Below are 22,176 nucleotides of genomic sequence, written 5' to 3'. Positions count from 1 at the left end.
GTAAGTAGGCACCTGGTTTAGGGGGAGAATCATGTTGGAGAAATTAATGGTGGTCGGGGGACGTCCACTACGGGGAACAGTTCAAATTAGCGGGGCTAAGAATAGTGCGGTTGCACTCATTCCGGCCGCAATACTTGCTGAAACATCGGTTACTTTGGATAATCTGCCTCATCTGAGTGATGTGGCTATATATACAGAAATTTTGACGGATTTAGGGGCTACCATAGACTGGAACGAAGATCGGATGACGATCGACCCAAGTCGAATGAAATCACTTCCTATGCCGAATGGCAAAGTAAAGAAGCTCAGAGCATCCTACTATTTAATGGGAGCGCTGCTCGGGAGATTTGGTGAGGCGACGATTGGTCTGCCGGGTGGTTGTAACTTCGAACCGCGTCCGATTGATTTGCATATTAAAGGTTTTGAAGCTTTGGGTGCCGAGGTTAGCAATGAGAATGGCGCATTAAAGATACGTGCCAAAGAACTGCGCGGTGCCAAAATTTACTTAGATATGGCGAGTGTTGGAGCAACGATCAACATCATGTTGGCTGCCTCTCGCGCTAAAGGCGTTACGATTATCGAAAATGCGGCCAAAGAGCCTGAAATTATAGATGTGGCAACACTTTTAAATTCAATGGGTGCCAAAATTAAGGGCGCTGGAACAGAGACCATTCGTATCGAAGGCGTAACGGAGATGCATGGTTGCCGTCATTCCATTATTCCTGACCGTATTCAAGCAGGTACGTACATGATTGCAGCAGCGGCTACACGCGGCGATGTGACTGTCGACAATGTTATTCCTAAACATATGGAAGCACTGACAGCAAAGCTTCAGGAAATGGGCGTACATATCTACGAAATGGATGAGTCCATTCGTGTTGTCGGTCAGCCTGAATACGAAAGTGTCGATGTGAAAGCATTAATTTACCCAGGGTTTGCGACGGATCTACAGTCTCCGATGGCGAGCTTACTTTGCCAAGCTAGAGGAGTTAGTATATTAACGGACCACGTTTATAGTAATCGATTCAAGCATATTCCTGAGCTAGTACGTATGGGAGCGAAGATGAAGGTCGAAGGACGTTCAGCCATAATTGAGGGCTCACAGCTCAGTTCTGCTAAAGTGAGAGCAACGGATTTGAGAGCAGGAGCTTCTCTTGTGCTTGCGGGCCTTAGTGTAAGAACAGGCGGCATCACAGAAGTATCCGGGGTTGAGTTTATTGATCGTGGTTATGAGAACTTGGTATTCAACTTATCTTCACTAGGTGCAGAGGTTTGGCGCGAGAACGAGGAATAAAGTACCAAACAACAGGCAATGCTAGAATCCAATTGAAAATTTAATAGTTTGGTGGTTGAAACATGAGCATGCAGCTTGCTGAGCTTGAAGTACTCAAGCTTACTGAATTATATAAACTAGCTAAGAAACATCAGATCCAATACTACGGCACGCTGAAGAAAAAAGAACTCATCTTTGCAATTTTACGTGCACAAGCTGCTGAGAGTGGTCTATTGTTCATGCAAGGTGTTCTCGAGATCCTTCAGGAAGGCTTTGGATTCTTACGTCCAATTAATTACCTTCCGAGCTCAGAGGACATTTATATTTCGGCTTCCCAGATTCGCAAATTTGATTTGCGGTCAGGGGACATTGTATCGGGCAAATGCCGTCCGCCCAAAGAGAATGAGCGCTATTTTGGGCTTCTTCAAGTTGAAGCAGTGAATGGAGAGAAACCAGAAACGGCAGCGGAACGACTTCATTTCCCTGCATTGACACCTCTATATCCAGACACCAGGATCACACTCGAAACTGAGCCTAATAAGATTTCCATGCGTATTATGGATTTGCTTGCCCCTGTTGGATTAGGCCAACGCGGCTTGATCGTTGCCCCTCCTAAAGCGGGAAAAACATTGCTGCTGAAAGAAATAGCGAACAGTATTTCCACGAATTATCCTGAAATCGAACTCTTCGTTCTGCTTATCGATGAGCGTCCCGAGGAAGTTACCGATATGCAGCGTTCTGTCAAAGGCGAAGTCGTTGCTTCTACCTTTGATGAGCTTCCTGAAAATCATATTAAAGTCGCAGAACTTGTGCTAGAACGCGCGATGCGTTTGGTTGAACATAAGAAAGACGTTGTCATTCTGATGGACAGTATTACTCGGTTGGCTAGAGCCTATAACCTTGTGGTTCCTGCTTCTGGCCGGACGTTAACGGGTGGTATAGACCCTGCAGCCTTTCATCGGCCAAAACGTTTCTTCGGGGCTGCCCGTAATATTGAAGAAGGCGGCAGCTTAACAATTCTTGCTACTGCACTCGTAGAAACAGGCTCACGTATGGATGACGTCATTTATGAAGAGTTTAAAGGTACAGGTAATTTAGAGCTTCATCTTGATCGGAAAATGGCTGAACGCCGTATCTTCCCTGCGATTGATATTCGCAAGTCAGGCACTCGCCGCGAAGAAGCACTTCTGGGTAAAGATGAACTCGAGAAGGTATGGGCGCTTCGCAGAGGGATGAACGATTCGCATGAATACACAGAATCCTTCATCAAGAAACTTGCCGATACGAAGACCAATCAAGAGTTCTTGGACTCTTTGGCTTCCCCTTCAGCAGGATCTACAGGGGTTAACAAAGGCAAGGTCAAGAACTCAGCATCTTAAGCTTCAAATAATCTGCTTCACATCTATCATGACAAACACGGTCGTCCTTTAGGACGACTTAAGTCGTTTATCCGTGACGAACAAAGAGGAGTACCGTTATGAACTTGGTTTATTCAGACTTACAAGGAAACGTTTTTGACCATCCTGATTTCTTGGCACTTGGTCGAAACGCTGAAATGATAACAGAAATTTTAGAAGAAGAGTTAATTCCACTGCCTGAGGGATCAACGCTAGTCAGTCTTCCGTTTACACGCCCAGTAGGCATTGATGCCGCAACAGGCGATATGAAGCTGGTTGAGGGGGATTATCATGCCGTTGGTGCTTTGCTGCCGCAGGGCTTCACAAGGCTTCTACTCCCTGGCTATGTGAAATCAGACAAGTCTAAGGCACTGCCTCTGTTCGGATATACAGCTGTCGTGTGGAAAGATGATGGTTTCTATGTAGCCGCTCGATTAACGGATAACCCTTATTACTGGAATCCGGTTCATTGTGACCCGACTGAGCTTGAGGTAGAGGTCAAACGGCTGGTTGCTAAGTATCCGGATAATCGGTTATATGCACACTTGTCCAACTGTGCACTTGGTTATGAATGTTTGACAGCCTCGAATACGTTCCTGCAACGTTGGGAGGGTGCCGTTCCGGTCTCCTATTCTTGCAACGCAGGATGCTTCGGCTGTATTTCGGAACAACCGGATGAGAGTGGCTTCGTAGCGCCTCAGACACGTATGAACTTCAAGCCTAAGGTCGAAGAGATCACTCAGATCATGCTCGAGCATCTGCGGACGCCTGAGAGTATCATCTCCTTTGGGCAGGGCTGTGAAGGGGAACCTAGCACGCAGGCCGTGATTATTATCGATGCCATCAAGCAAGTGCGTGAGCAAACAAAGATGGGCTATATTAACATCAACACCAATGCAGGTCTCACAGATCATATCCGCGGCATTGTTGATGCTGGACTAGATCTCATGCGGGTTAGTACGATAAGCGCGCTGGATGATCACTACAACGCATACTATAAGCCAAGAGCTTATACGCTCAAGAATGTAGAGAAGTCACTCCGTTATGCCACGGATAAAGGAGTCATAACTTCAATCAACTATCTTGTATTCCCTGGTGTAACTGATCGAGAAGAAGAGATCGAAGCGATGATCGAATTCGTGCGAAGAACGGGATTGAAATTGATTCAATTGCGCAATCTAAACATTGATCCCGAGAGTTACCTTGGCATTATCCCCAAAGCAAGAGGTGAACTGCTTGGGATGAAGCAAATGATTGAGATTTTCGAGCAAGAGCTTCCGGATGTTGTGCTCGGTTCCTACTCACATACACCAAAGTTTTATACGAGTGACCGAACAGTTACTACGGTGCTCTAAAAGGAAGCCATGTATAGTTTTTTTCGTTGATAAGAAATGTGAGTTTGCATCTTCACTTGCTTCGCACCAACCTTGACAAACGCGTTTGTCCCTAAGGACGACGTAATTCGTTTATCCTGGTTGCATCAAATCTCCCGAATATGATACAATGCATAAGTACGTCCATTAACTCTGTTTCAGCAAATGATTCAGGGCGGAAAGAGGTGAACCATCATGAAAGCAGGTATTCATCCTACTTATCATGCAACCACAGTGACTTGCGCTTGTGGTAACGTGTTCGAAACGGGTTCAATTAAGCAAAATCTACGTGTTGAGATTTGCTCTAATTGCCATCCTTTCTACACTGGTAAACAAAAGTTTATCGATGTAGGCGGCCGTGTCGACAAATTCAAAAAGAAATACGGAATCTAATTGGCATCAATTACTTTGCTGCCAATCAGCATAAGACAACCTCCCTTGGTCATCCTAAGCTTAGGCTTAGAGTCCAATGGGAGGTGTTTTTATGTTTAAGGGTATGCTTAAGTTTGCAGGAGCTATCATGCTCATCATGAGTTTAATCGGCTGTGGCATTAATTCTGGTAATAAGAACCCGCCTCAGACCAATGATGCAAATTATAAAGCCCAGCATTACAAGCAAGACGGTTACTTGGGGATTACCAGCGTGAATCCGAACGATCCGCTTAACCCTACGTATCATCACTACGAGGATGACTCGAATTTAATGAAAGCCGTGCTCTCACAGCTGCAAGGTATTGAGAAAACCAATATCTCCATTAACGGACCGACCGCTAAAGTAAAAATAAAACCAAAACCGTCTTTGACGGCTGCGCAAGTGGAGGAGCTTCGCTCCCAAGCTCAAATGGCTCTGAACACCAACATGCCGCGCTATAATGTGATCGTAAAAATGGTTCAATAACAGGTAGATTTTCCCCTCGGTTGCTATTTGTAATTGAATCAGCTATACTATTTTTACCGTGCTAGATGGGGAGGTAGCGGTGCCCTGTAACTCGCAATCCGCTGTAGCGAGGTTGAATTCCTGTTAGCGGTACTGTGATGTGAGGTCTGGCTTTTACACGTGGTGTTGAGAGTCGGGTCCTTCGCAATGAATGCTCATGAACCCGGTCAGGTCTGGAAGGAAGCAGCCGTAAGTGAGATGTTTCATGTGCCGAGGGGTTGCCTGATTTGAGCCAACGGTAAGAGTTCGCTTGTATCACTTTATCAATAACAGGTGCACGGTTTTAATGAATAAATGAACCATTTCATAATGACACCTAACAAAACGCCAGTAACTAGGGCGTTTTTTCTTTTTTTCAAGGGAAGGAAAATTCTTGCTCTAGAGAGAATGGTTATAACATGTAGATTCATGTGAATGTTTGCACATTGTGCGATTCAATAGAGAGAAAGTGAAGGTGTTGCTGAAATGTCCATTCATGACCCTCAAGATTACATGGTATCCATCGATGAAATGCGAAAGCTATTCAACCATAGCCTACAAACGGGTATGCTAGTTGTGGATGAGGACGGTAAGATCATTTTAGCAACAGATCAAGTATTGAAATACTCGGGTTACTCAGCTGAGGAAATAACACATATCTCATTCCCTCAGCTTTTTAAAGTGAGGGCATCTTTGCGTGAACTGTACGAATTTTACTTTAAGAACGATTCGAGTCCAGGGGAATGGCCGCATGGATTCTTAGTAGGCAAACATGGTGAAACGATGTTTTATCAATTCTCGATATTGAAGCTTATGCGCGGCGATAAGTTTATGTATCTCTTAACCATGAAGCATCAGGATAGCTCGCAATTAAGCTTACTGCAGCGGTTTTCAGATGCTTTTTTGAAAGATATAAATTTAGGTGTTTTATTGATAAGTGTGGATTTCACGCTTGTTGACGTCAGTGATCGAGCATGTCAGATTCTAGGAATGGATCGGGAGCATATTCTTAATAAGTCGTTAGAGGAGATCTTTGCTACGGTTCCGAGTCAGCATAAGCTTGTCCAACGAACAATTTTGAATGGTGCGGTAGTTCGCAATCATGCGGTTTCATGGACGAATAATGAAGAGCGGTTTGAGCTGCTGCTGGATTCGAATGTACTCAAAGATAATCAAGGAAATATTGTAGGGGCTTATGTCATCTTCAAGGATGTCACGAATATGCGCTCGCTGGAAGAAATGGTTCAAAGAAGTGACAGACTTGCTATGATTGGACAAATTGCTGCTGGGACAGCTCATGAAATTCGGAATCCGCTAACTTCAATCAAAGGGTTTCTCCAGGTGCTTCGGCGCACTTTTGAAGTGAAAGGAATGGAGAGAGAGATGAGCTTCACGGTAGTTATGCTGGAGGAAATCAATCGGATCAATGAGTTGGTAAACGAATTTCTGCTGCTGAGTAAGCCAAAGCATGTGTCTTATGAGAGAATCGATGTGACTGAAGTGCTGCGAGGGATTTTGCCTATTATCAATAATGAAGCTATTCTTTACAATGTAAATCTCCAATATGAGGCCTCGTACCACTTACCGGAAGTGATTGCTGATAAAGAGCTGCTCAAGCAGGTATTCTTAAATGTTTGTAAGAATGGCATCGAGGCTATGTCGGATGGAGGGGTTTTAACGATTTCAGAGAAAGTGGACACGGTGGAGCGCAATGTCTGCATTGACATTCATGACACTGGTTCGGGCATACCGATGTTCGTTATTGATAAAATCTTCGATCCCTTTTTTACAACCAAGGATACGGGTACCGGATTAGGACTTTCGGTGTGTCAACGAATTATCCACGATATGGGAGGGACGATACGTGTATCTTCCAAAGGGTTTGGAACAACATTTACGATATCGATTCCTTATACTTGATCCTCTATTTCATCCCTAGGTGCGTTATAGTATAATGGATTCAGTCATTCCATGCAGGGATCATTGGAGAGGAACACTATGGCACATATTGCTCTGTACCGAACGTGGAGGTCTCAGACGTTTCGTGAAGTTGTCGGTCAGAAACATATCACGCAGACGCTGCAGAATTCTTTGCGAGAAAATCGCCTTACTCACGCTTATTTGTTCAACGGACCTCGAGGAACAGGTAAGACCAGTACGGCCAAAATATTAGCCAAGGCAATCAACTGCTTAAACGGTCCGTCGGAAGAGCCGTGCAACGCATGTTCAGCATGTGAACGAATCACCGAAGGGGCTGTCATGGACGTTGTTGAAATCGATGCTGCCTCCAATCGTGGTGTAGAAGAAATTCGGGATATTCGTGATAAAGTGAAGTATGCCCCTACAGAAGTAAGGCAGAAAGTGTACATCATTGATGAAGTGCATATGCTCACGACCGAAGCTTTTAATGCCCTTTTGAAGACGCTTGAGGAGCCCCCGGCCCATGTCATGTTTATTTTGGCAACAACGGAACCGCATAAGATACCGGCTACGATTATTTCCCGCTGTCAACGTTTTGACTTTCGGAGAGTTTCGATGGAAGATCAGGTTCAGCGGCTGCAATATATTTGTGATCAGGAGCAGATCTCGGTTAGCGAGGAAGCTCTCCATTATATAGCGAGACTATCGGATGGCGGGATGCGTGATGCCCTCAGTCTGCTGGATCAGGCCGCGTCCTTTGCGACAGGTGAAGTTCAGCTCTCAGATATTTTGTCCATCACTGGTGGTGTTGCTTCCGATCAATTCAAGAAGCTCGTTCTTTACATCAAAGAGAAGAATCTTGGAGCCGCGCTTGAGCTCATCGATACTTTCATGCAGGAAGGCAAAAGCGCCGACAAATGTATTGAAAATTTGATTAATTACTTCCGCGATTTACTCATGGTTCGCATGGTGCCGAATTCACCTGTGATAACAGAACGTGTCTTTGATATGGGCGACCTAAGGGAAGTAGCGAATCACTTCTCACCGAGTGAAATGATGGCTATGATTGAGACGTTGAATCATTACCAAAGCGAAATGAAATATTCTGTACAACCTCAAACCCTGCTAGAAATATCGATTATGAAAATTAGCGGTGGTCACAGAGGAGCAGAGAGCAGTTCATCTGCCAGCGTCGCTACGGAAGCAGGAGGACGATTGCCTCAGGGCGATCTTTTTGCCCAAATGACTCAGAAACTTCAACAACTTGAAGAACAGATAGCTTCACTGGTAAAATCGGGAGTAACGGGTGCAGCACCTGATCCTAATGCGAGGCAAGCAGCCTCTGCTAAAGCACCGGTGGCCTCAGCCCCTTCGAAGAAATCAGGCATCAAGCTCGATGGTTACTTGAAAGCCGCGGAGAGTTCTGAAACCAAAGCTGCTCTCATGAAATGGAGTCAAGTGTTAGGCGATGTCAAAGAAAAGAAGATTACCGTACATGCTTGGTTCGTTAATGGTGATCTGGTGTCTATGCTAGATGATGTTGTACTCGTGGCTTTCAAGAATGAGATGCATCGCAATACAACGGAAAAGCCAGAAAACAAGGTCATTATCGAGCAAGTGCTTACTTCGGTGTTTGGCAAGCCGTTACGTTTACTTACGATTATGCGTAAGGAATGGGATGACGCCAAGAATGAAGCGGTTAGCAGTGCTCCAGAAGTGATGGAGCTAGTGGCTGATGGCGAAGGCAACGGTGCTGCTGTCAAAGAAGAATGGATTTCGGAAGCGATCCAATTATTTGGAGAAGAGCTAGTTACAATCAAAGAAGACTAAATATGAAGGAGCTACCTGATATGAATAACATGAACCAAATGATGAAACAAGTAAAGAAAATGCAAGAACAAATGATGAAAGCCCAAGAAGAACTGGGTACGAAAATGATCGAAGGCACAGCTGGCGGCGGTGTTGTCACCTGTATCATCAACGGACACAAAAAAGTTCAAAGTATTACAATTAAACCCGAAGCTGTTGATCCGGATGATGTCGAAATGCTGCAAGATCTCGTACTTACGGCAGTAAATGACGCTATGTCCAAAGCTGAGGAAATTGCTAACAAAGATATGGGCAAATTCACAGGCGGTATGAATATCCCTGGATTGTTCTAAGACAAGTAACGATTCTGAATGATGAAGGAGTCTTCCTTTGTATTACCCCGAACCGATAGCTAAGTTAATCGATGCTTTCTCCCGTCTACCGGGGGTAGGTCCCAAAACGGCAGGTCGCCTAGCTTTTCACGTCCTTCGCATGAAAGAAGAAGAAGTGATTGACTTCGCGAAGGCGCTTGTCAATGTGAAACGGAACCTTCACTATTGTTCCGTCTGTTGTAACATTACGGACGTTGATCCCTGCCGCATCTGTCAAGATAAGAGTAGGGACGGTTCCGTCATTTGTGTCGTACAAGAACCTAAGGATTTGGTTGCTTTGGAACGTACCAAAGAATTCGAAGGATACTACCACGTGCTGCATGGAGCGATTTCCCCGATGGAGGGGATTGGACCGGATCAAATTCATATCGCTGAATTACTCAAACGTTTGGGTGATGAAACGGTGCAGGAATTAATTCTGGCCACTAATCCCAATATCGAGGGAGAAGCTACTGCCATGTACTTATCCAGGCTAATCAAACCTTTCGGTCTCCGGGTTACGCGTATCGCGCACGGGCTGCCGGTGGGCGGAGATTTGGAATATGCCGATGAGGTGACTCTGACCAAAGCCATGGAAGGGCGCAGGGAATTATAAATAAGCTGCATCATAATCGGGGAGCTGCAAAGCTCTCTTTTTTGCTGCACAAAAAGTATGCATGAAGTTCTAAAAACACCTTTTTTCCCATATGGATAAATCAATCCGGTTATATGAGGAATGGAGGTTTGCTTGTGCGACCAGCTTTATTAGGAAAGTACGGGCTGAAGAGCCCAAAGACAAAAACCGCTCAAGAAGAACTGAAAAAGGACAAGCAGATGCTGATCCAAGAGATCCGTACAGCTCATGAGACATGGGTAGCGGCTCAAGCACACTTTGAGTTTGCTTTGGACAAGGATCAAATTGATTATGCTATCTATGCGATGGAAGCCGCAGAAAAAAGATTTGAAATGCTCATCAAACAAGCCAAAAAGCTAGGGGTAAGTCTAATTGACAGTGACCGGTTAATGGAGGTGAAGTAGGTGTATCTTAAATATGTCATTTGGGGGGTGCTCATACTCTCATCTCTCATGCTAGTGTTCCTGATATTTCGCAGTCGCGGCGGAGGGAGGGTGTTATCTGCACTAGGGCTGAATGTTGTTGTTGCAGCATTTCTCTTATATTCATTGAACTTATTGAGTACCTATACACAATTTGAACTCCCAATAAATACGGTCACTCTAGGGACGGTTACTATTCTAGGGATTCCTGGGGTCTTACTTCTTGTAGGTTTAAAATTGACTTTGCTCTAGATGGAAGATCATTCAAGTAAATCATGTATTGACTCGGCTGCAGCATCTGTGGTATCTTATAAAAGTTGCCGCTGAGACATGCGGGGATAAACAAGTAACTTGAGAAAAACAAGTTGCAAAAGAAATGTCAGTGTGTTATATTGGTCTTCCGGCTTTCGAAAGAGAGTAGGACGAACTGTATGATTGATCTTTGAAAACTGAACAACGAGTGAGTAAGCGCGAACGAGAAATCGTTCAAAAAAGAGATTGCAAAATCTCGCTAGCAACGCAAATGAGCAATTAAGCTTTCAAATAGTTTTAACTATTATGGAGAGTTTGATCCTGGCTCAGGACGAACGCTGGCGGCGTGCCTAATACATGCAAGTCGAGCGGATTTATCCTTCGGGATAAGTTAGCGGCGGACGGGTGAGTAACACGTAGGTAACCTGCCTATAAGATCGGGATAACTATCGGAAACGATAGCTAAGACCGGATAACTGGTTTTCTCGCATGAGAGAATTATGAAACACGGAGCAATCTGTGGCTTATAGATGGGCCTGCGGCGCATTAGCTAGTTGGTGAGGTAACGGCTCACCAAGGCGACGATGCGTAGCCGACCTGAGAGGGTGAACGGCCACACTGGGACTGAGACACGGCCCAGACTCCTACGGGAGGCAGCAGTAGGGAATCTTCCGCAATGGACGCAAGTCTGACGGAGCAACGCCGCGTGAGTGATGAAGGTTTTCGGATCGTAAAGCTCTGTTGCCCTAGACGAACAGCAAGAGGAGTAACTGCCTTTTGTGTGACGGTATAGGAGAAGAAAGCCCCGGCTAACTACGTGCCAGCAGCCGCGGTAATACGTAGGGGGCAAGCGTTGTCCGGAATTATTGGGCGTAAAGCGCGCGCAGGCGGTCAATTAAGTTGGGTGTTTAAGCCCGGGGCTCAACCCCGGTTCGCATCCAAAACTGGTTGACTTGAGTGTAGGAGAGGAAAGTGGAATTCCACGTGTAGCGGTGAAATGCGTAGAGATGTGGAGGAACACCAGTGGCGAAGGCGACTTTCTGGCCTATAACTGACGCTGAGGCGCGAAAGCGTGGGGAGCAAACAGGATTAGATACCCTGGTAGTCCACGCCGTAAACGATGCATACTAGGTGTTGGGGATTCGATTCCTCGGTGCCGAAGTTAACACAGTAAGTATGCCGCCTGGGGAGTACGCTCGCAAGAGTGAAACTCAAAGGAATTGACGGGGACCCGCACAAGCAGTGGAGTATGTGGTTTAATTCGAAGCAACGCGAAGAACCTTACCAGGTCTTGACATCCCTCTGAATACGGTAGAGATATCGTAGGCCTTCGGGACAGAGGAGACAGGTGGTGCATGGTTGTCGTCAGCTCGTGTCGTGAGATGTTGGGTTAAGTCCCGCAACGAGCGCAACCCTTGATCTTAGTTGCCAGCACTTTGGGTGGGCACTCTAAGATGACTGCCGGTGACAAACCGGAGGAAGGTGGGGATGACGTCAAATCATCATGCCCCTTATGACCTGGGCTACACACGTACTACAATGGTCGGTACAACGGGAAGCGAAGCCGCGAGGTGGAGCCAATCCTTATAAGCCGATCTCAGTTCGGATTGCAGGCTGCAACTCGCCTGCATGAAGTCGGAATTGCTAGTAATCGCGGATCAGCATGCCGCGGTGAATACGTTCCCGGGTCTTGTACACACCGCCCGTCACACCACGAGAGTTTACAACACCCGAAGTCGGTGGGGTAACCCGCAAGGGAGCCAGCCGCCGAAGGTGGGGTAGATGATTGGGGTGAAGTCGTAACAAGGTAGCCGTATCGGAAGGTGCGGCTGGATCACCTCCTTTCTATGGAGACTCGGATCTGATAGATCCAGTCAAGTATCTTCGGATACAACAAGCTTACTCACTCGTGTTCAGTTTTGAAAGAGCAAGCCTCTTTCTGCAGGATGGTTAACACCATGTTGCACTCGTTTGGTGATGATGGCGGAGGGGACCCACGCGTTCCCATCTCGAACACGACCGTTAAGCCCTCCAGCGTCGATGGTACTTGAACCGCAGGGTTCTGGGAGAGTAGAACGTTGCCAAGCGAGCCCACGTCAAGCTTTCGAAGAAAGCTTTCTTCGAAAGCTTGTAGGTGGGTTTTTATTTTGGGAAGTTTCTCATTAAGGGCCCTTAGCTCAGCTGGTTAGAGCGCACCCCTGATAAGGGTGAGGTCGGTGGTTCGAGTCCACTAGGGCCCACCATTTAACTTCATAAGTAAGTATCGGGGCCCCCGGAAAGTACTCGGAATAATCCTCGAAGCCATACTTCACTTTTTGGGGTAAAGTATGGGGCCATAGCTCAGCTGGGAGAGCGCCTGCCTTGCAAGCAGGAGGTCAGCGGTTCGATCCCGCTTGGCTCCACCATTCATCATTTTAAGATAGAAATTTCCAAGAAATTTCGACTTGAAATGAGGCAATAAGATGTGATAAGATAACTTTCGCCGCTGAAATAGGGCAAAGAAATGCGAATCACAGATTACAGTTGTTCCTTGAAAACTAGATAACGAAACAAAACGTAAAGTAAGAACTTAGGTAGCATGATCTTCGGATCTTGCGAAATTTTCAAATGTTTTTTTCTAGGTTAAGCTAGAAAGAGCACACGGAGGATGCCTAGGCACTAGGAGCCGAAGAAGGACGTGGCGAACGACGAAATGCCTCGGGGAGCCGTAAGCAGGCTTTGATCCGGGGATGTCCGAATGGGGGAACCCAGCTGTGGTAATGCGCAGTTACTCTATTGTGAATACATAGCAATAGTAGAGGCATACCCAGGGAACTGAAACATCTAAGTACCTGGAGGAAAAGAAAACAAAAGTGATTCCGTCAGTAGCGGCGAGCGAAAGCGGAATAGCCCAAACCAAGGAGCTTGCTCCTTGGGGTTGTAGGACCTCGATGTGGGGTTAGTTCGGTAGGCGAAGAGATCTGGAAAGGTCCGGCATAGAAGGTAAAAGCCCTGTAGCCAAAATCGAACGAAACCCCTAGAGGTATCCTGAGTACGGCGGGTCACGTGAAACCCCGTCGGAATCCGGCAGGACCATCTGCCAAGGCTAAATACTCCCTAGTGACCGATAGTGAAGCAGTACCGTGAGGGAAAGGTGAAAAGCACCGCGGAAGCGGAGTGAAAAAGAACCTGAAACCGTGTGCTTACAAGAAGTCAGAGCCCTCTATATGGGTGATGGCGTGCCTTTTGTAGAATGAACCGGCGAGTTACGTTCCCGTGCGAGGTTAAGCTGAAAAGGCGGAGCCGCAGCGAAAGCGAGTCTGAATAGGGCGCTTGAGTACGTGGACGTAGACCCGAAACCGTGTGATCTACCCCTGTCCAGGGTGAAGGTGAGGTAACACTCACTGGAGGCCCGAACCCACGCATTTTGAAAAATGCGGGGATGAGGTGGGGGTAGCGGAGAAATTCCAATCGTTCTCGGAGATAGCTGGTTCTCCCCGAAATAGCTTTAGGGCTAGCCTCGGATGTGGAGTTGTGGAGGTAAAGCACTGATTGGGTGCGGGGCCCGCCAAGGGTTACCAAGTCCAGTCAAACTCTGAATGCCACAAACTTAAATCCGGGAGTCAGACAGTGAGTGCTAAGATCCATTGTCAAAAGGGAAACAGCCCAGACCATCAGCTAAGGTCCCCAAGTGTGTGTTAAGTGGGAAAGGATGTGGAGTTGCACAGACAACCAGGATGTTGGCTTAGAAGCAGCCACCATTGAAAGAGTGCGTAATAGCTCACTGGTCGAGTGACTCTGCGCCGAAAATGTAACGGGGCTAAACACGCCACCGAAGCTATGGCTTGCACGTATGTGCATGGGTAGGGGAGCGTTGTATGTACGTTGAATTCTGACCGTAAGGACAGGTGGAGCGCATACAAGTGAGAATGCCGGTATAAGTAACGAAAAGATCAGTGAGAATCTGATCCGCCGAAAACCTAAGGGTTCCTGAGGAAGGCTCGTCCGCTCAGGGTAAGTCGGGACCTAAGGCGAGGCCGAAAGGCGTAGTCGATGGACAACAGGTGGAAATTCCTGTACCACCGTAGCCGTTATGAGCGATGGAGTGACGCAGAAGGATAGTGACGCGAGCTGATGGATGCTCGTCCAAGCAGTGAGGCTGGTTAGTAGGCAAATCCGCTAACCGTAAGGCTGGGCTGTGATGGGGAGGGAAACTTTAAGTACCGAAGGTCATGAGTTCACACTGCCAAGAAAAGCTTCTAGCCAGGCGAAGGTGCCCGTACCGCAAACCGACACAGGTGGGTGAGAAGAGAATTCTAAGGCGCGCGGAAGAACTCTCGTTAAGGAACTCGGCAAAATGACCCCGTAACTTCGGGAGAAGGGGTGCCTCGGTAGGGTGAATAGCCCGAGGGGGCCGCAGTGAAAAGGCCCAAGCGACTGTTTAGCAAAAACACAGGTCTGTGCGAAGCCGCAAGGCGAAGTATACGGGCTGACGCCTGCCCGGTGCTGGAAGGTTAAGAGGAGTGGTTAGGGGTTAAACCCGAAGCTATGAATTGAAGCCCCAGTAAACGGCGGCCGTAACTATAACGGTCCTAAGGTAGCGAAATTCCTTGTCAGGTAAATTCTGACCCGCACGAATGGCGTAACGACTTGGGCGCTGTCTCAACGAGAGATCCGGTGAAATTTTAATACCTGTGAAGATGCAGGTTACCCGCGACAAGACGGAAAGACCCCATGGAGCTTTACTGCAGCTTGATATTGGACTTTGGTACGATCTGTACAGGATAGGTGGGAGCCTTTGAAGCCTGAGCGCCAGCTTGGGTGGAGGCGCCGTTGGGATACCACCCTGATCGTATCGGAGTTCTAACCTGGTACCGTAATCCGGTATGGGGACAGTGTCAGGTGGGCAGTTTGACTGGGGCGGTCGCCTCCTAAAATGTAACGGAGGCGTTTAAAGGTTCCCTCAGAATGGTTGGAAATCATTCGCAGAGTGCAAAGGCATAAGGGAGCTTGACTGCGAGACCTACAAGTCGAGCAGGGACGAAAGTCGGACTTAGTGATCCGGTGGTACCGAATGGAAGGGCCATCGCTCAACGGATAAAAGCTACCCTGGGGATAACAGGCTTATCTCCCCCAAGAGTCCACATCGACGGGGAGGTTTGGCACCTCGATGTCGGCTCATCGCATCCTGGGGCTGAAGTAGGTCCCAAGGGTTGGGCTGTTCGCCCATTAAAGCGGTACGCGAGCTGGGTTCAGAACGTCGTGAGACAGTTCGGTCCCTATCTGTCGCGGGCGTAGGAAATTTGAGAGGAGCTGTCCTTAGTACGAGAGGACCGGGATGGACGTACCGCTGGTGTACCAGTTGTCTCGCCAGAGGCATCGCTGGGTAGCTATGTACGGAGGGGATAAGCGCTGAAAGCATCTAAGCGCGAAGCCCCCCTCAAGATGAGATTTCCCAGTATGTAAGACCCCTTGTAGACGACGAGGTTGATAGGTTCGAGGTGGAAGTGCAGCAATGCATGCAGCTGACGAATACTAATCGGTCGAGGGCTTAACCACAAACCCTAAATGTTCACTTTACGCACGTTTCGTATCTAGTTTTCAAGGCGCAAACCACGCTTTGACTGTTTGGTGATGATGGCGGAGGGGACCCACGCGTTCCCATCTCGAACACGACCGTTAAGCCCTCCAGCGTCGATGGTACTTGAACCGCAGGGTTCTGGGAGAGTAGAACGTTGCCAAGCACAAGATAAAGCCTTTTTGAGAGAAATCTCAAGAAGGCTTTTTTGTTGTGTTGAACTTAATACTGTTGGGGCGATCAAAAGTCAAATTTTTATTAGCGAGACCACTTGACAGATATAGGAAACCATCATAAACTAATAATGAATGAACCATTCATTTAACAATAAAAATAGTAAGGAGATATAAACATGGATAAAATGACAACGAACTCCAATTGGTCGGTAAAAGGTAAATATGTGCTAATCACAGGTGCAACTAGCGGTATTGGTTTTGCCGCGGCTAAAGAACTCGCGGCACGAGGTGCAAATTTGGGGATTCTTGCGCGTAACAACGCAAAGGCGAATGACGCGATTACTCAGATTCAAGCTTATGTTGGCGGAAGCACCAAAATTGATGTGTTTTTAGCTGACATGTCTTCTCAGCAATCGCTCCGTAAGGTGGTTGACGAGATTTTATCAAAATGCCCAAGAATCGATGTCCTTATCAATAATGCGGGCGCCCTTTTCGAAACACGGCAGCTGACTGGCGACGGAATAGAGATGACTTGGGCAGTAAATCACCTAGGGCCTTTCCTGTTAACGACATTACTTCTTGAACGATTGAAGGAATGCGGATCTGCCCGAATCATCACAACGGCATCTCATGGACACAAGATGGCCAAGAAGGGACTTGAGTTCGATGATATAAGTGCCGAACGTCTTTATAAGACGATGAAGAAGTTGATGGGGGGCCCCACTTTGCGATATGCTCAAACCAAGCTTGCTAATATCTTGTTCACCGCTGAGCTGGGGCGTCGTCTAGATGGCACAGGTGTCACTGCCCACTGCTACGATCCTGGATTAGTCGCTACAAATTTTAATCAGAACAATGGACTCATGGCTCGTATGACAATGGCAGTTATGAAGTTATTTTCCCGCACCCCGGAAAAAGGAGCTGAAACCTTAGTTTGGCTGGCAGATTCCTCTAGCATCACTGGCCCTAATGGAAGCTACTACGTAGATAAACAATTGAAGAATCCATCCGAGGCGGCACAGGACCTAAAAGCAGCAAAGCAACTGTGGAAAACTAGTGCAGAACAGATTCAATCCTAAGTGATCAACTCCGATCGCAAAAAAAGAATTAATTGGAACATGCCCTTACGTTAAGTAGGGGTATTTTTGTGAATACTGTGAGTAGGTCGAAAGTCGGTCAGTTCTCTGACGCGTAAAGCAAAAAGTCATATTTATGACGGTAGATTATTTTAAAAAGAGCAGTACTTGTCAAAAAGAAAGGAAATGATTATAATCTAGTTAAGGTCAAAGAAAGTCAAAGTCAATTTACTTCTGGCAATCTGGGAGGACGAATTGATGCGCAACGTATCAGAAATTATTGAACAGTATTTAAAACATGTTCTGCAGCAGAGTTCCGAAGGGGCTATCGAGATTCAACGTAATGATCTGGCTGACCAGTTCCAATGTGTGCCTTCCCAAATCAATTATGTGATAAGTACAAGGTTTACCTTGGAAAAAGGGTACATTGTGGAAAGCAAGCGCGGCGGCGGTGGATACATTCGTATCCAAAAAATCGAGCTTAAAAGTCACGGGTCCATTTTAGACCACATTTTTCGCACGATTCATACGCACATTGATCAAGTTACTTCAGAAGGACTCGTATACCAGCTGCAGGAAGGCCACTATATTTCAACACGAGAAGCTAACCTGATTCGGGCCGCAATTTCGAGAGATGTGTTGACCTTCAAGCTCCCGCTGCGCGATGAAATTCGGGCCAAGATTCTTAAAGCAATGCTGATATCCTTGCTTAGCAGATAAGGAGGCATATGAAATGATTTGTCAGGAATGCGGGAAACGACCGGCGACTCTTCATTTTACCAAGATTGTGAATGGAGACAAGAACGAGTTCCACATTTGTGAGAATTGCGCTCGTGAGAAGGGCGAAATGATTCCCGGAACATCCAACGGATTTTCGATTCACAATCTGTTATCAGGATTACTTGATTTCGAACCGTCATCTCTATCCGCTGCAAAGTCTCAGGCGATCCGTTGTGAGAGCTGTGGCCTTACGTATTCTCAGTTTAGTAAATTAGGACGGTTTGGTTGCGGATCCTGCTATCAAAGCTTTTCAGATAAGTTAGATCCTCTCTTTAAAAGGGTGCATGGCAATATCGTTCACGTTGGAAAAGTGCCCAAACGAAGTGGTGGCATCATCCAATGTAAGCGAGAAATTGATACGCTCAAGAAGGATATGATGACCTGTATCGAACAAGAAGAGTTCGAACAGGCAGCAAAGATTCGTGATCAAATTCGTGAAATTGAGAAGAAAATTGCGGGTATGTGAGTTTGTAAGGAGGTGTGAATCCAGTGACATCACAGCGGTTTACAGCAGATGCATTAAGCGAATGGATGAAAGGCGAAGGGCCTGAGTCGGATATCGTCATTAGTAGTCGGATCCGTATTGCTCGCAACCTTAGGGATTACCCTTATCCAATGCTAGCGACGAATCAACAATCTCAAGAAGTGCTGGATCATTTATCCGGTGTACTTGAAAATGATGAGTTGGAGACGATAAGCAATTTTTCGCTCATACCGCTATCGGATCTAAATGAGCTTGAACGAATGGTTCTGGTAGAAAAGCATTTAATTAGTCCCAATTTAGCTAACGAGTCCAGGAATGGCGCCGTTATTTTAAGCGAAAATGAGTCCATTAGTATTATGATCAACGAAGAGGATCATCTTCGCATACAATGTCTATGTCCAGGTTTTCAGATTAAAGAAGTATGGGATTTGGCGAACCAAATTGATGATATTTTTGAAACACAGCTGGATTACGGGTATGACGAAAAGAGAGGCTACTTAACAAGCTGCCCTACGAATGTCGGTACCGGTATCCGCGCTTCGGTGATGATGCATTTACCGGCGCTAGTGCTAAGCCAACAAATTAATCGGATTTTATCAGCGGTTACACAAGTTGGGTTGACAGTTAGAGGATTATACGGGGAAGGCAGCGAAGCTTTAGGAAATCTGTTTCAAATATCGAATCAAATTACACTTGGCCAGTCCGAAGATGAGATTATTGATAATTTGCACAGTGTAGCAAGGCAAATTATAGAGCATGAACGTGCTGCGAGACATAAGCTGATTCAAGAGTCTCGAATGCGGATAATAGATCGTGTGAACCGTTCATTAGGCATTCTGTCTTATGCGGGAATCATGGATTCGAAAGAGGCCGCGCAGCGTTTATCTGATGTAAGACTTGGCATTGACCTCGGGATTATCAACAACGTCTCATCGAATGTTTTGAATGAATTGTTGGTGATGACACAGCCTGGTTTTCTTCAGCAATATGCCGGGGAGAAATTAAATGCCGAAGAGCGAGACATACGCAGGGCAGAATTGATACGCGAAAGATTTGGTAGGGTTTAAGAAAGAGGAGAGACTTTAACTCCGTTAAAGATCCCTATATTAGATTCATCCTTTAGGATTTCTATAGATATACTAATTTTGGAGGTGTTCTCTATGATGTTTGGAAGATTTACGGAACGTGCGCAGAAGGTGCTTTCTCTTGCTCAAGAAGAAGCTGTTCGTTTAGGGCATAACAATATTGGCACAGAGCACATTTTACTTGGTCTTATTCGCGAAGGGGAAGGCATTGCCGCTAAAGCGCTCGTTGCTTTGGGCTTAGGTCTTGAGAAAATTCAAGACGAAGTTGAATCGCTGATTGGCAGAGGACAAGAACAGCCTACCAACATTGCTTATACACCTAGAGCGAAGAAGGTCATTGAACTTTCGATGGATGAAGCGAGAAAATTAGGTCACACGTATGTGGGGACTGAACATATTTTACTCGGACTTATTCGCGAAGGAGAAGGTGTTGCTGCAAGAGTCCTTAATAACTTAGGTGTCTCTTTGAATAAAGCACGTCAACAAGTCCTTCAATTGCTTGGAAGCAGCGAGACTGTGTCACCAAGTCATGGTAGTAATCCGAATGTAAACACACCTACACTAGATGGTTTAGCGAGAGATTTGACGGCGTATGCCAAAGAGGGTCATCTGGATCCTGTGATTGGACGCAGCAAAGAAATTGAGCGTGTTATTCAAGTGTTAAGCCGCAGAACGAAGAACAATCCGGTACTGATCGGTGAGCCAGGCGTTGGTAAAACAGCGATTGCTGAAGGCCTCGCTCAGAAAATTATTAACAATGAAATTCCGGAAACGTTGAAGGATAAAAGGGTAATGACCCTCGATATGGGCTCTGTTGTAGCAGGGACTAAGTATCGCGGCGAGTTCGAAGACCGTCTCAAAAAAATTATGGACGAAATTCGTCAAGCGGGCAATATCGTACTATTCATTGATGAGCTTCACACCTTGATTGGTGCTGGCGGAGCTGAAGGTGCAATTGATGCCTCCAACATCTTGAAACCGGCACTAGCTAGAGGCGAGCTGCAATGTATTGGTGCTACAACGTTGGATGAATATCGTAAGTATATTGAAAAAGATGCTGCTTTAGAGCGTCGTTTCCAACCTATTACGGTAGATCAACCATCTCCTGAGGAAGCTATTCAAATCCTTTATGGATTGCGTGATCGCTATGAAGCTCATCACCGTGTGAAAATTACGGATGCTGCGATTCAAGAGGCTGTAAAGCTTTCCGATCGTTACATTACGGACCGTTTCTTACCGGATAAAGCGATCGATTTGATCGATGAGGCGAGTTCCAAAGTAAGACTGCGCTCTTACACAACACCGCCTTCATTGAAACAACTTGAAAGCAAGCTGGATAACATTCGTAAGGAGAAAGATGCTGCGGTTCAAAGTCAAGAGTTCGAGAAAGCAGCTGGACTTCGTGATACGGAGCAGAAGCTTCGCGAAGAGCTGGATACAACGAAGAATGATTGGAAAGAGAAGCAAGGTCGCTTAGACACAGAAGTAACGCCAGATGATATCGCGCAAATTGTGGCGAGCTGGACAGGAATTCCGGTAAGTAAACTTGCTGAAGAAGAAACAGAGCGTTTGCTCAAAATGGAAGATATCCTTCATGAGCGTGTCATTGGCCAGGAAGAAGCTGTTAAAGCGGTAAGTCGTGCCATTCGCCGCGCTAGAGCAGGTCTGAAAGATCCGAAGCGTCCAATGGGCTCCTTCATATTCCTAGGACCAACGGGTGTTGGTAAAACCGAATTAGCACGAGCTTTAGCAGAATCTTTATTCGGTGATGATAACGCGGTAGTTCGAATTGATATGTCGGAATACATGGAAAAGCACTCGACTTCTAGATTAGTAGGGGCGCCTCCAGGTTACGTTGGGTACGAAGAAGGCGGTCAACTCACTGAGAAAGTACGCCGTAAGCCATACTCGGTCGTATTGCTCGATGAGATCGAGAAAGCACATCCAGAAGTGTTCAACATTCTATTGCAAGTGCTGGAAGATGGTCGCTTAACAGATTCCAAAGGACGCACGGTTGATTTCCGCAACACATTGATTATCATGACATCCAATGTTGGCGCGGAGATGATTAAGAAGAATTCTTCGCTTGGCTTTACGGCTGCTATCGATGCAGGTAAAGATTACAGCAATATGAAGGATAAAGTAATGGGCGAGCTCAAAAAAAGCTTCCGTCCTGAGTTTCTTAACCGTATCGATGAAATTATCGTGTTCCACTCCTTGGATGAAGCGCATATTGCGCAAATTGTCAGCCTGATGGCCGATGATCTACGCAAACGCCTGAAAGAGCAAGAAGTCGATTTCTTGCTAACAGACAAAGCGAAAACGTTCCTTGCCAAAGAAGGATTCGATCCGACATACGGAGCGAGACCACTGCGCAGAGCGATTCAGAAGCACATCGAAGATCGCTTGTCTGAGGAACTTCTCAGAGGCAATATTGCCAAAGGTGACTCCTTAACCATTGATGAAAAAGACGGCGAACTTGTCGTCTTGAGGGGCGAAGGCGTAGCTACGAAATAATGAAAGCAAAGAAGCATTTTGCTCCATCCTATCTAGGGTGCAGCAAAATGCTTTTTAATTTTGCGGAACCCTTTCATGGACTTCGTAAAAATGATAAAATTTAACGAATATGCAAGTAATGTATAAAAAAATGT

General features: G+C 46.3%; 16 protein-coding genes, 2 tRNA genes, 4 rRNA genes and 1 other RNA gene. All 23 read left to right on the top strand.

The annotated features are described in order from the left end of the window. Positions 1 to 34: 34 nt before the first annotated feature. The 23 genes from murA (at position 35) to clpC (ending at position 22,042) form a co-directional block, all read left to right on the top strand. On the top strand, positions 35 to 1,294 hold the full coding sequence (gene murA, locus NYR53_RS32550) for a UDP-N-acetylglucosamine 1-carboxyvinyltransferase (protein ID WP_261306599.1): 1,260 nt from the start codon (positions 35 to 37) through the stop codon (positions 1,292 to 1,294). A 62-nt stretch (positions 1,295 to 1,356) separates the two neighbouring features. Then, positions 1,357 to 2,652: a transcription termination factor Rho gene (gene rho / locus NYR53_RS32545; protein WP_261303098.1), complete on the top strand. Its 1,296-nt coding sequence runs from the start codon at positions 1,357 to 1,359 to the stop codon at positions 2,650 to 2,652. A gap of 98 nt (positions 2,653 to 2,750) precedes the next feature. Further along, positions 2,751 to 4,025: a radical SAM family protein gene (locus tag NYR53_RS32540; RefSeq protein ID WP_261303097.1), complete on the top strand. Its 1,275-nt coding sequence runs from the start codon at positions 2,751 to 2,753 to the stop codon at positions 4,023 to 4,025. 213 nt (positions 4,026 to 4,238) lie between these two features. After that, positions 4,239 to 4,436 (top strand): 50S ribosomal protein L31, encoded by a 198-nt coding sequence (gene rpmE, locus NYR53_RS32535; RefSeq protein ID WP_029197218.1) that lies wholly within the window; start codon positions 4,239 to 4,241, stop codon positions 4,434 to 4,436. A 91-nt stretch (positions 4,437 to 4,527) separates the two neighbouring features. After that, positions 4,528 to 4,941, top strand: coding sequence for a hypothetical protein (locus tag NYR53_RS32530; protein ID WP_261303096.1), 414 nt, complete (start codon positions 4,528 to 4,530; stop codon positions 4,939 to 4,941). 56 nt (positions 4,942 to 4,997) lie between these two features. Continuing rightward, positions 4,998 to 5,261: signal recognition particle sRNA large type (gene ffs / locus NYR53_RS32525), an RNA gene on the top strand. A 184-nt stretch (positions 5,262 to 5,445) separates the two neighbouring features. After that, a complete protein-coding gene (locus tag NYR53_RS32520) occupies positions 5,446 to 6,879 on the top strand; it encodes an ATP-binding protein (protein ID WP_367618600.1) in 1,434 nt (477 codons plus the stop codon). Between the two features lie 78 nt (positions 6,880 to 6,957). Then, positions 6,958 to 8,709: a DNA polymerase III subunit gamma/tau gene (dnaX, locus tag NYR53_RS32515; RefSeq protein ID WP_261303095.1), complete on the top strand. Its 1,752-nt coding sequence runs from the start codon at positions 6,958 to 6,960 to the stop codon at positions 8,707 to 8,709. 20 nt (positions 8,710 to 8,729) lie between these two features. Beyond that, positions 8,730 to 9,041 carry a YbaB/EbfC family nucleoid-associated protein gene (locus NYR53_RS32510; RefSeq protein ID WP_028555044.1) on the top strand — a complete coding sequence of 104 codons (312 nt, stop codon included), beginning with the start codon at positions 8,730 to 8,732 and terminating at the stop codon, positions 9,039 to 9,041. A 37-nt stretch (positions 9,042 to 9,078) separates the two neighbouring features. After that, a complete protein-coding gene (recR, locus tag NYR53_RS32505; protein WP_029197222.1) occupies positions 9,079 to 9,675 on the top strand; it encodes a recombination mediator RecR in 597 nt (198 codons plus the stop codon). 134 nt (positions 9,676 to 9,809) lie between these two features. After that, entirely contained in the window at positions 9,810 to 10,097 is a 288-nt protein-coding gene (locus NYR53_RS32500; protein ID WP_261303094.1) for a DUF2508 family protein, read from the top strand. Positions 10,098 to 10,145: 48 nt separating this feature from the next. Continuing rightward, positions 10,146 to 10,367 (top strand): pro-sigmaK processing inhibitor BofA family protein, encoded by a 222-nt coding sequence (locus tag NYR53_RS32495; protein ID WP_261306597.1) that lies wholly within the window; start codon positions 10,146 to 10,148, stop codon positions 10,365 to 10,367. 303 nt (positions 10,368 to 10,670) lie between these two features. Further along, positions 10,671 to 12,212 (top strand): 16S ribosomal RNA (locus NYR53_RS32490). 125 nt (positions 12,213 to 12,337) lie between these two features. Then, positions 12,338 to 12,454 (top strand): 5S ribosomal RNA (rrf, locus tag NYR53_RS32485). 79 nt (positions 12,455 to 12,533) lie between these two features. Then, positions 12,534 to 12,610, top strand: a tRNA-Ile gene (locus NYR53_RS32480). A gap of 86 nt (positions 12,611 to 12,696) precedes the next feature. Then, a tRNA-Ala gene (locus NYR53_RS32475) sits at positions 12,697 to 12,772 on the top strand. A gap of 215 nt (positions 12,773 to 12,987) precedes the next feature. Next, a 23S ribosomal RNA gene (locus NYR53_RS32470) occupies positions 12,988 to 15,905 on the top strand. 68 nt (positions 15,906 to 15,973) lie between these two features. Then, positions 15,974 to 16,090, top strand: a 5S ribosomal RNA gene (gene rrf / locus NYR53_RS32465). Together the 16S, 23S and 5S rRNA genes with 2 tRNA genes alongside form the textbook arrangement of a ribosomal RNA operon. A gap of 186 nt (positions 16,091 to 16,276) precedes the next feature. Continuing rightward, positions 16,277 to 17,179 carry an SDR family oxidoreductase gene (locus NYR53_RS32460; protein WP_261303093.1) on the top strand — a complete coding sequence of 301 codons (903 nt, stop codon included), beginning with the start codon at positions 16,277 to 16,279 and terminating at the stop codon, positions 17,177 to 17,179. A 255-nt stretch (positions 17,180 to 17,434) separates the two neighbouring features. Beyond that, positions 17,435 to 17,896, top strand: a complete 462-nt coding sequence (locus NYR53_RS32455; RefSeq protein WP_029196492.1) for a CtsR family transcriptional regulator — start codon at positions 17,435 to 17,437, stop codon at positions 17,894 to 17,896. A 13-nt stretch (positions 17,897 to 17,909) separates the two neighbouring features. Beyond that, the gene (mcsA, locus tag NYR53_RS32450; RefSeq protein ID WP_056834210.1) at positions 17,910 to 18,422 is read left to right on the top strand and encodes a protein-arginine kinase activator protein McsA; all 513 of its coding nucleotides are present in this window, start codon (positions 17,910 to 17,912) and stop codon (positions 18,420 to 18,422) included. A 65-nt stretch (positions 18,423 to 18,487) separates the two neighbouring features. Then, entirely contained in the window at positions 18,488 to 19,507 is a 1,020-nt protein-coding gene (gene mcsB, locus NYR53_RS32445) for a protein-arginine kinase McsB (RefSeq protein ID WP_051253568.1), read from the top strand. Positions 19,508 to 19,600: 93 nt separating this feature from the next. Then, positions 19,601 to 22,042, top strand: a complete 2,442-nt coding sequence (gene clpC, locus NYR53_RS32440) for an ATP-dependent protease ATP-binding subunit ClpC (protein WP_261303092.1) — start codon at positions 19,601 to 19,603, stop codon at positions 22,040 to 22,042. Positions 22,043 to 22,176: the final 134 nt, after the last annotated feature.

This window comes from Paenibacillus andongensis (assembly GCF_025369935.1).
Taxonomy (GTDB): domain Bacteria; phylum Bacillota; class Bacilli; order Paenibacillales; family NBRC-103111; genus Paenibacillus_E; species Paenibacillus_E andongensis.
Note: the sequence above shows the minus strand (reverse complement) of the source record. Positions and strands in the feature narration are given on the sequence as shown.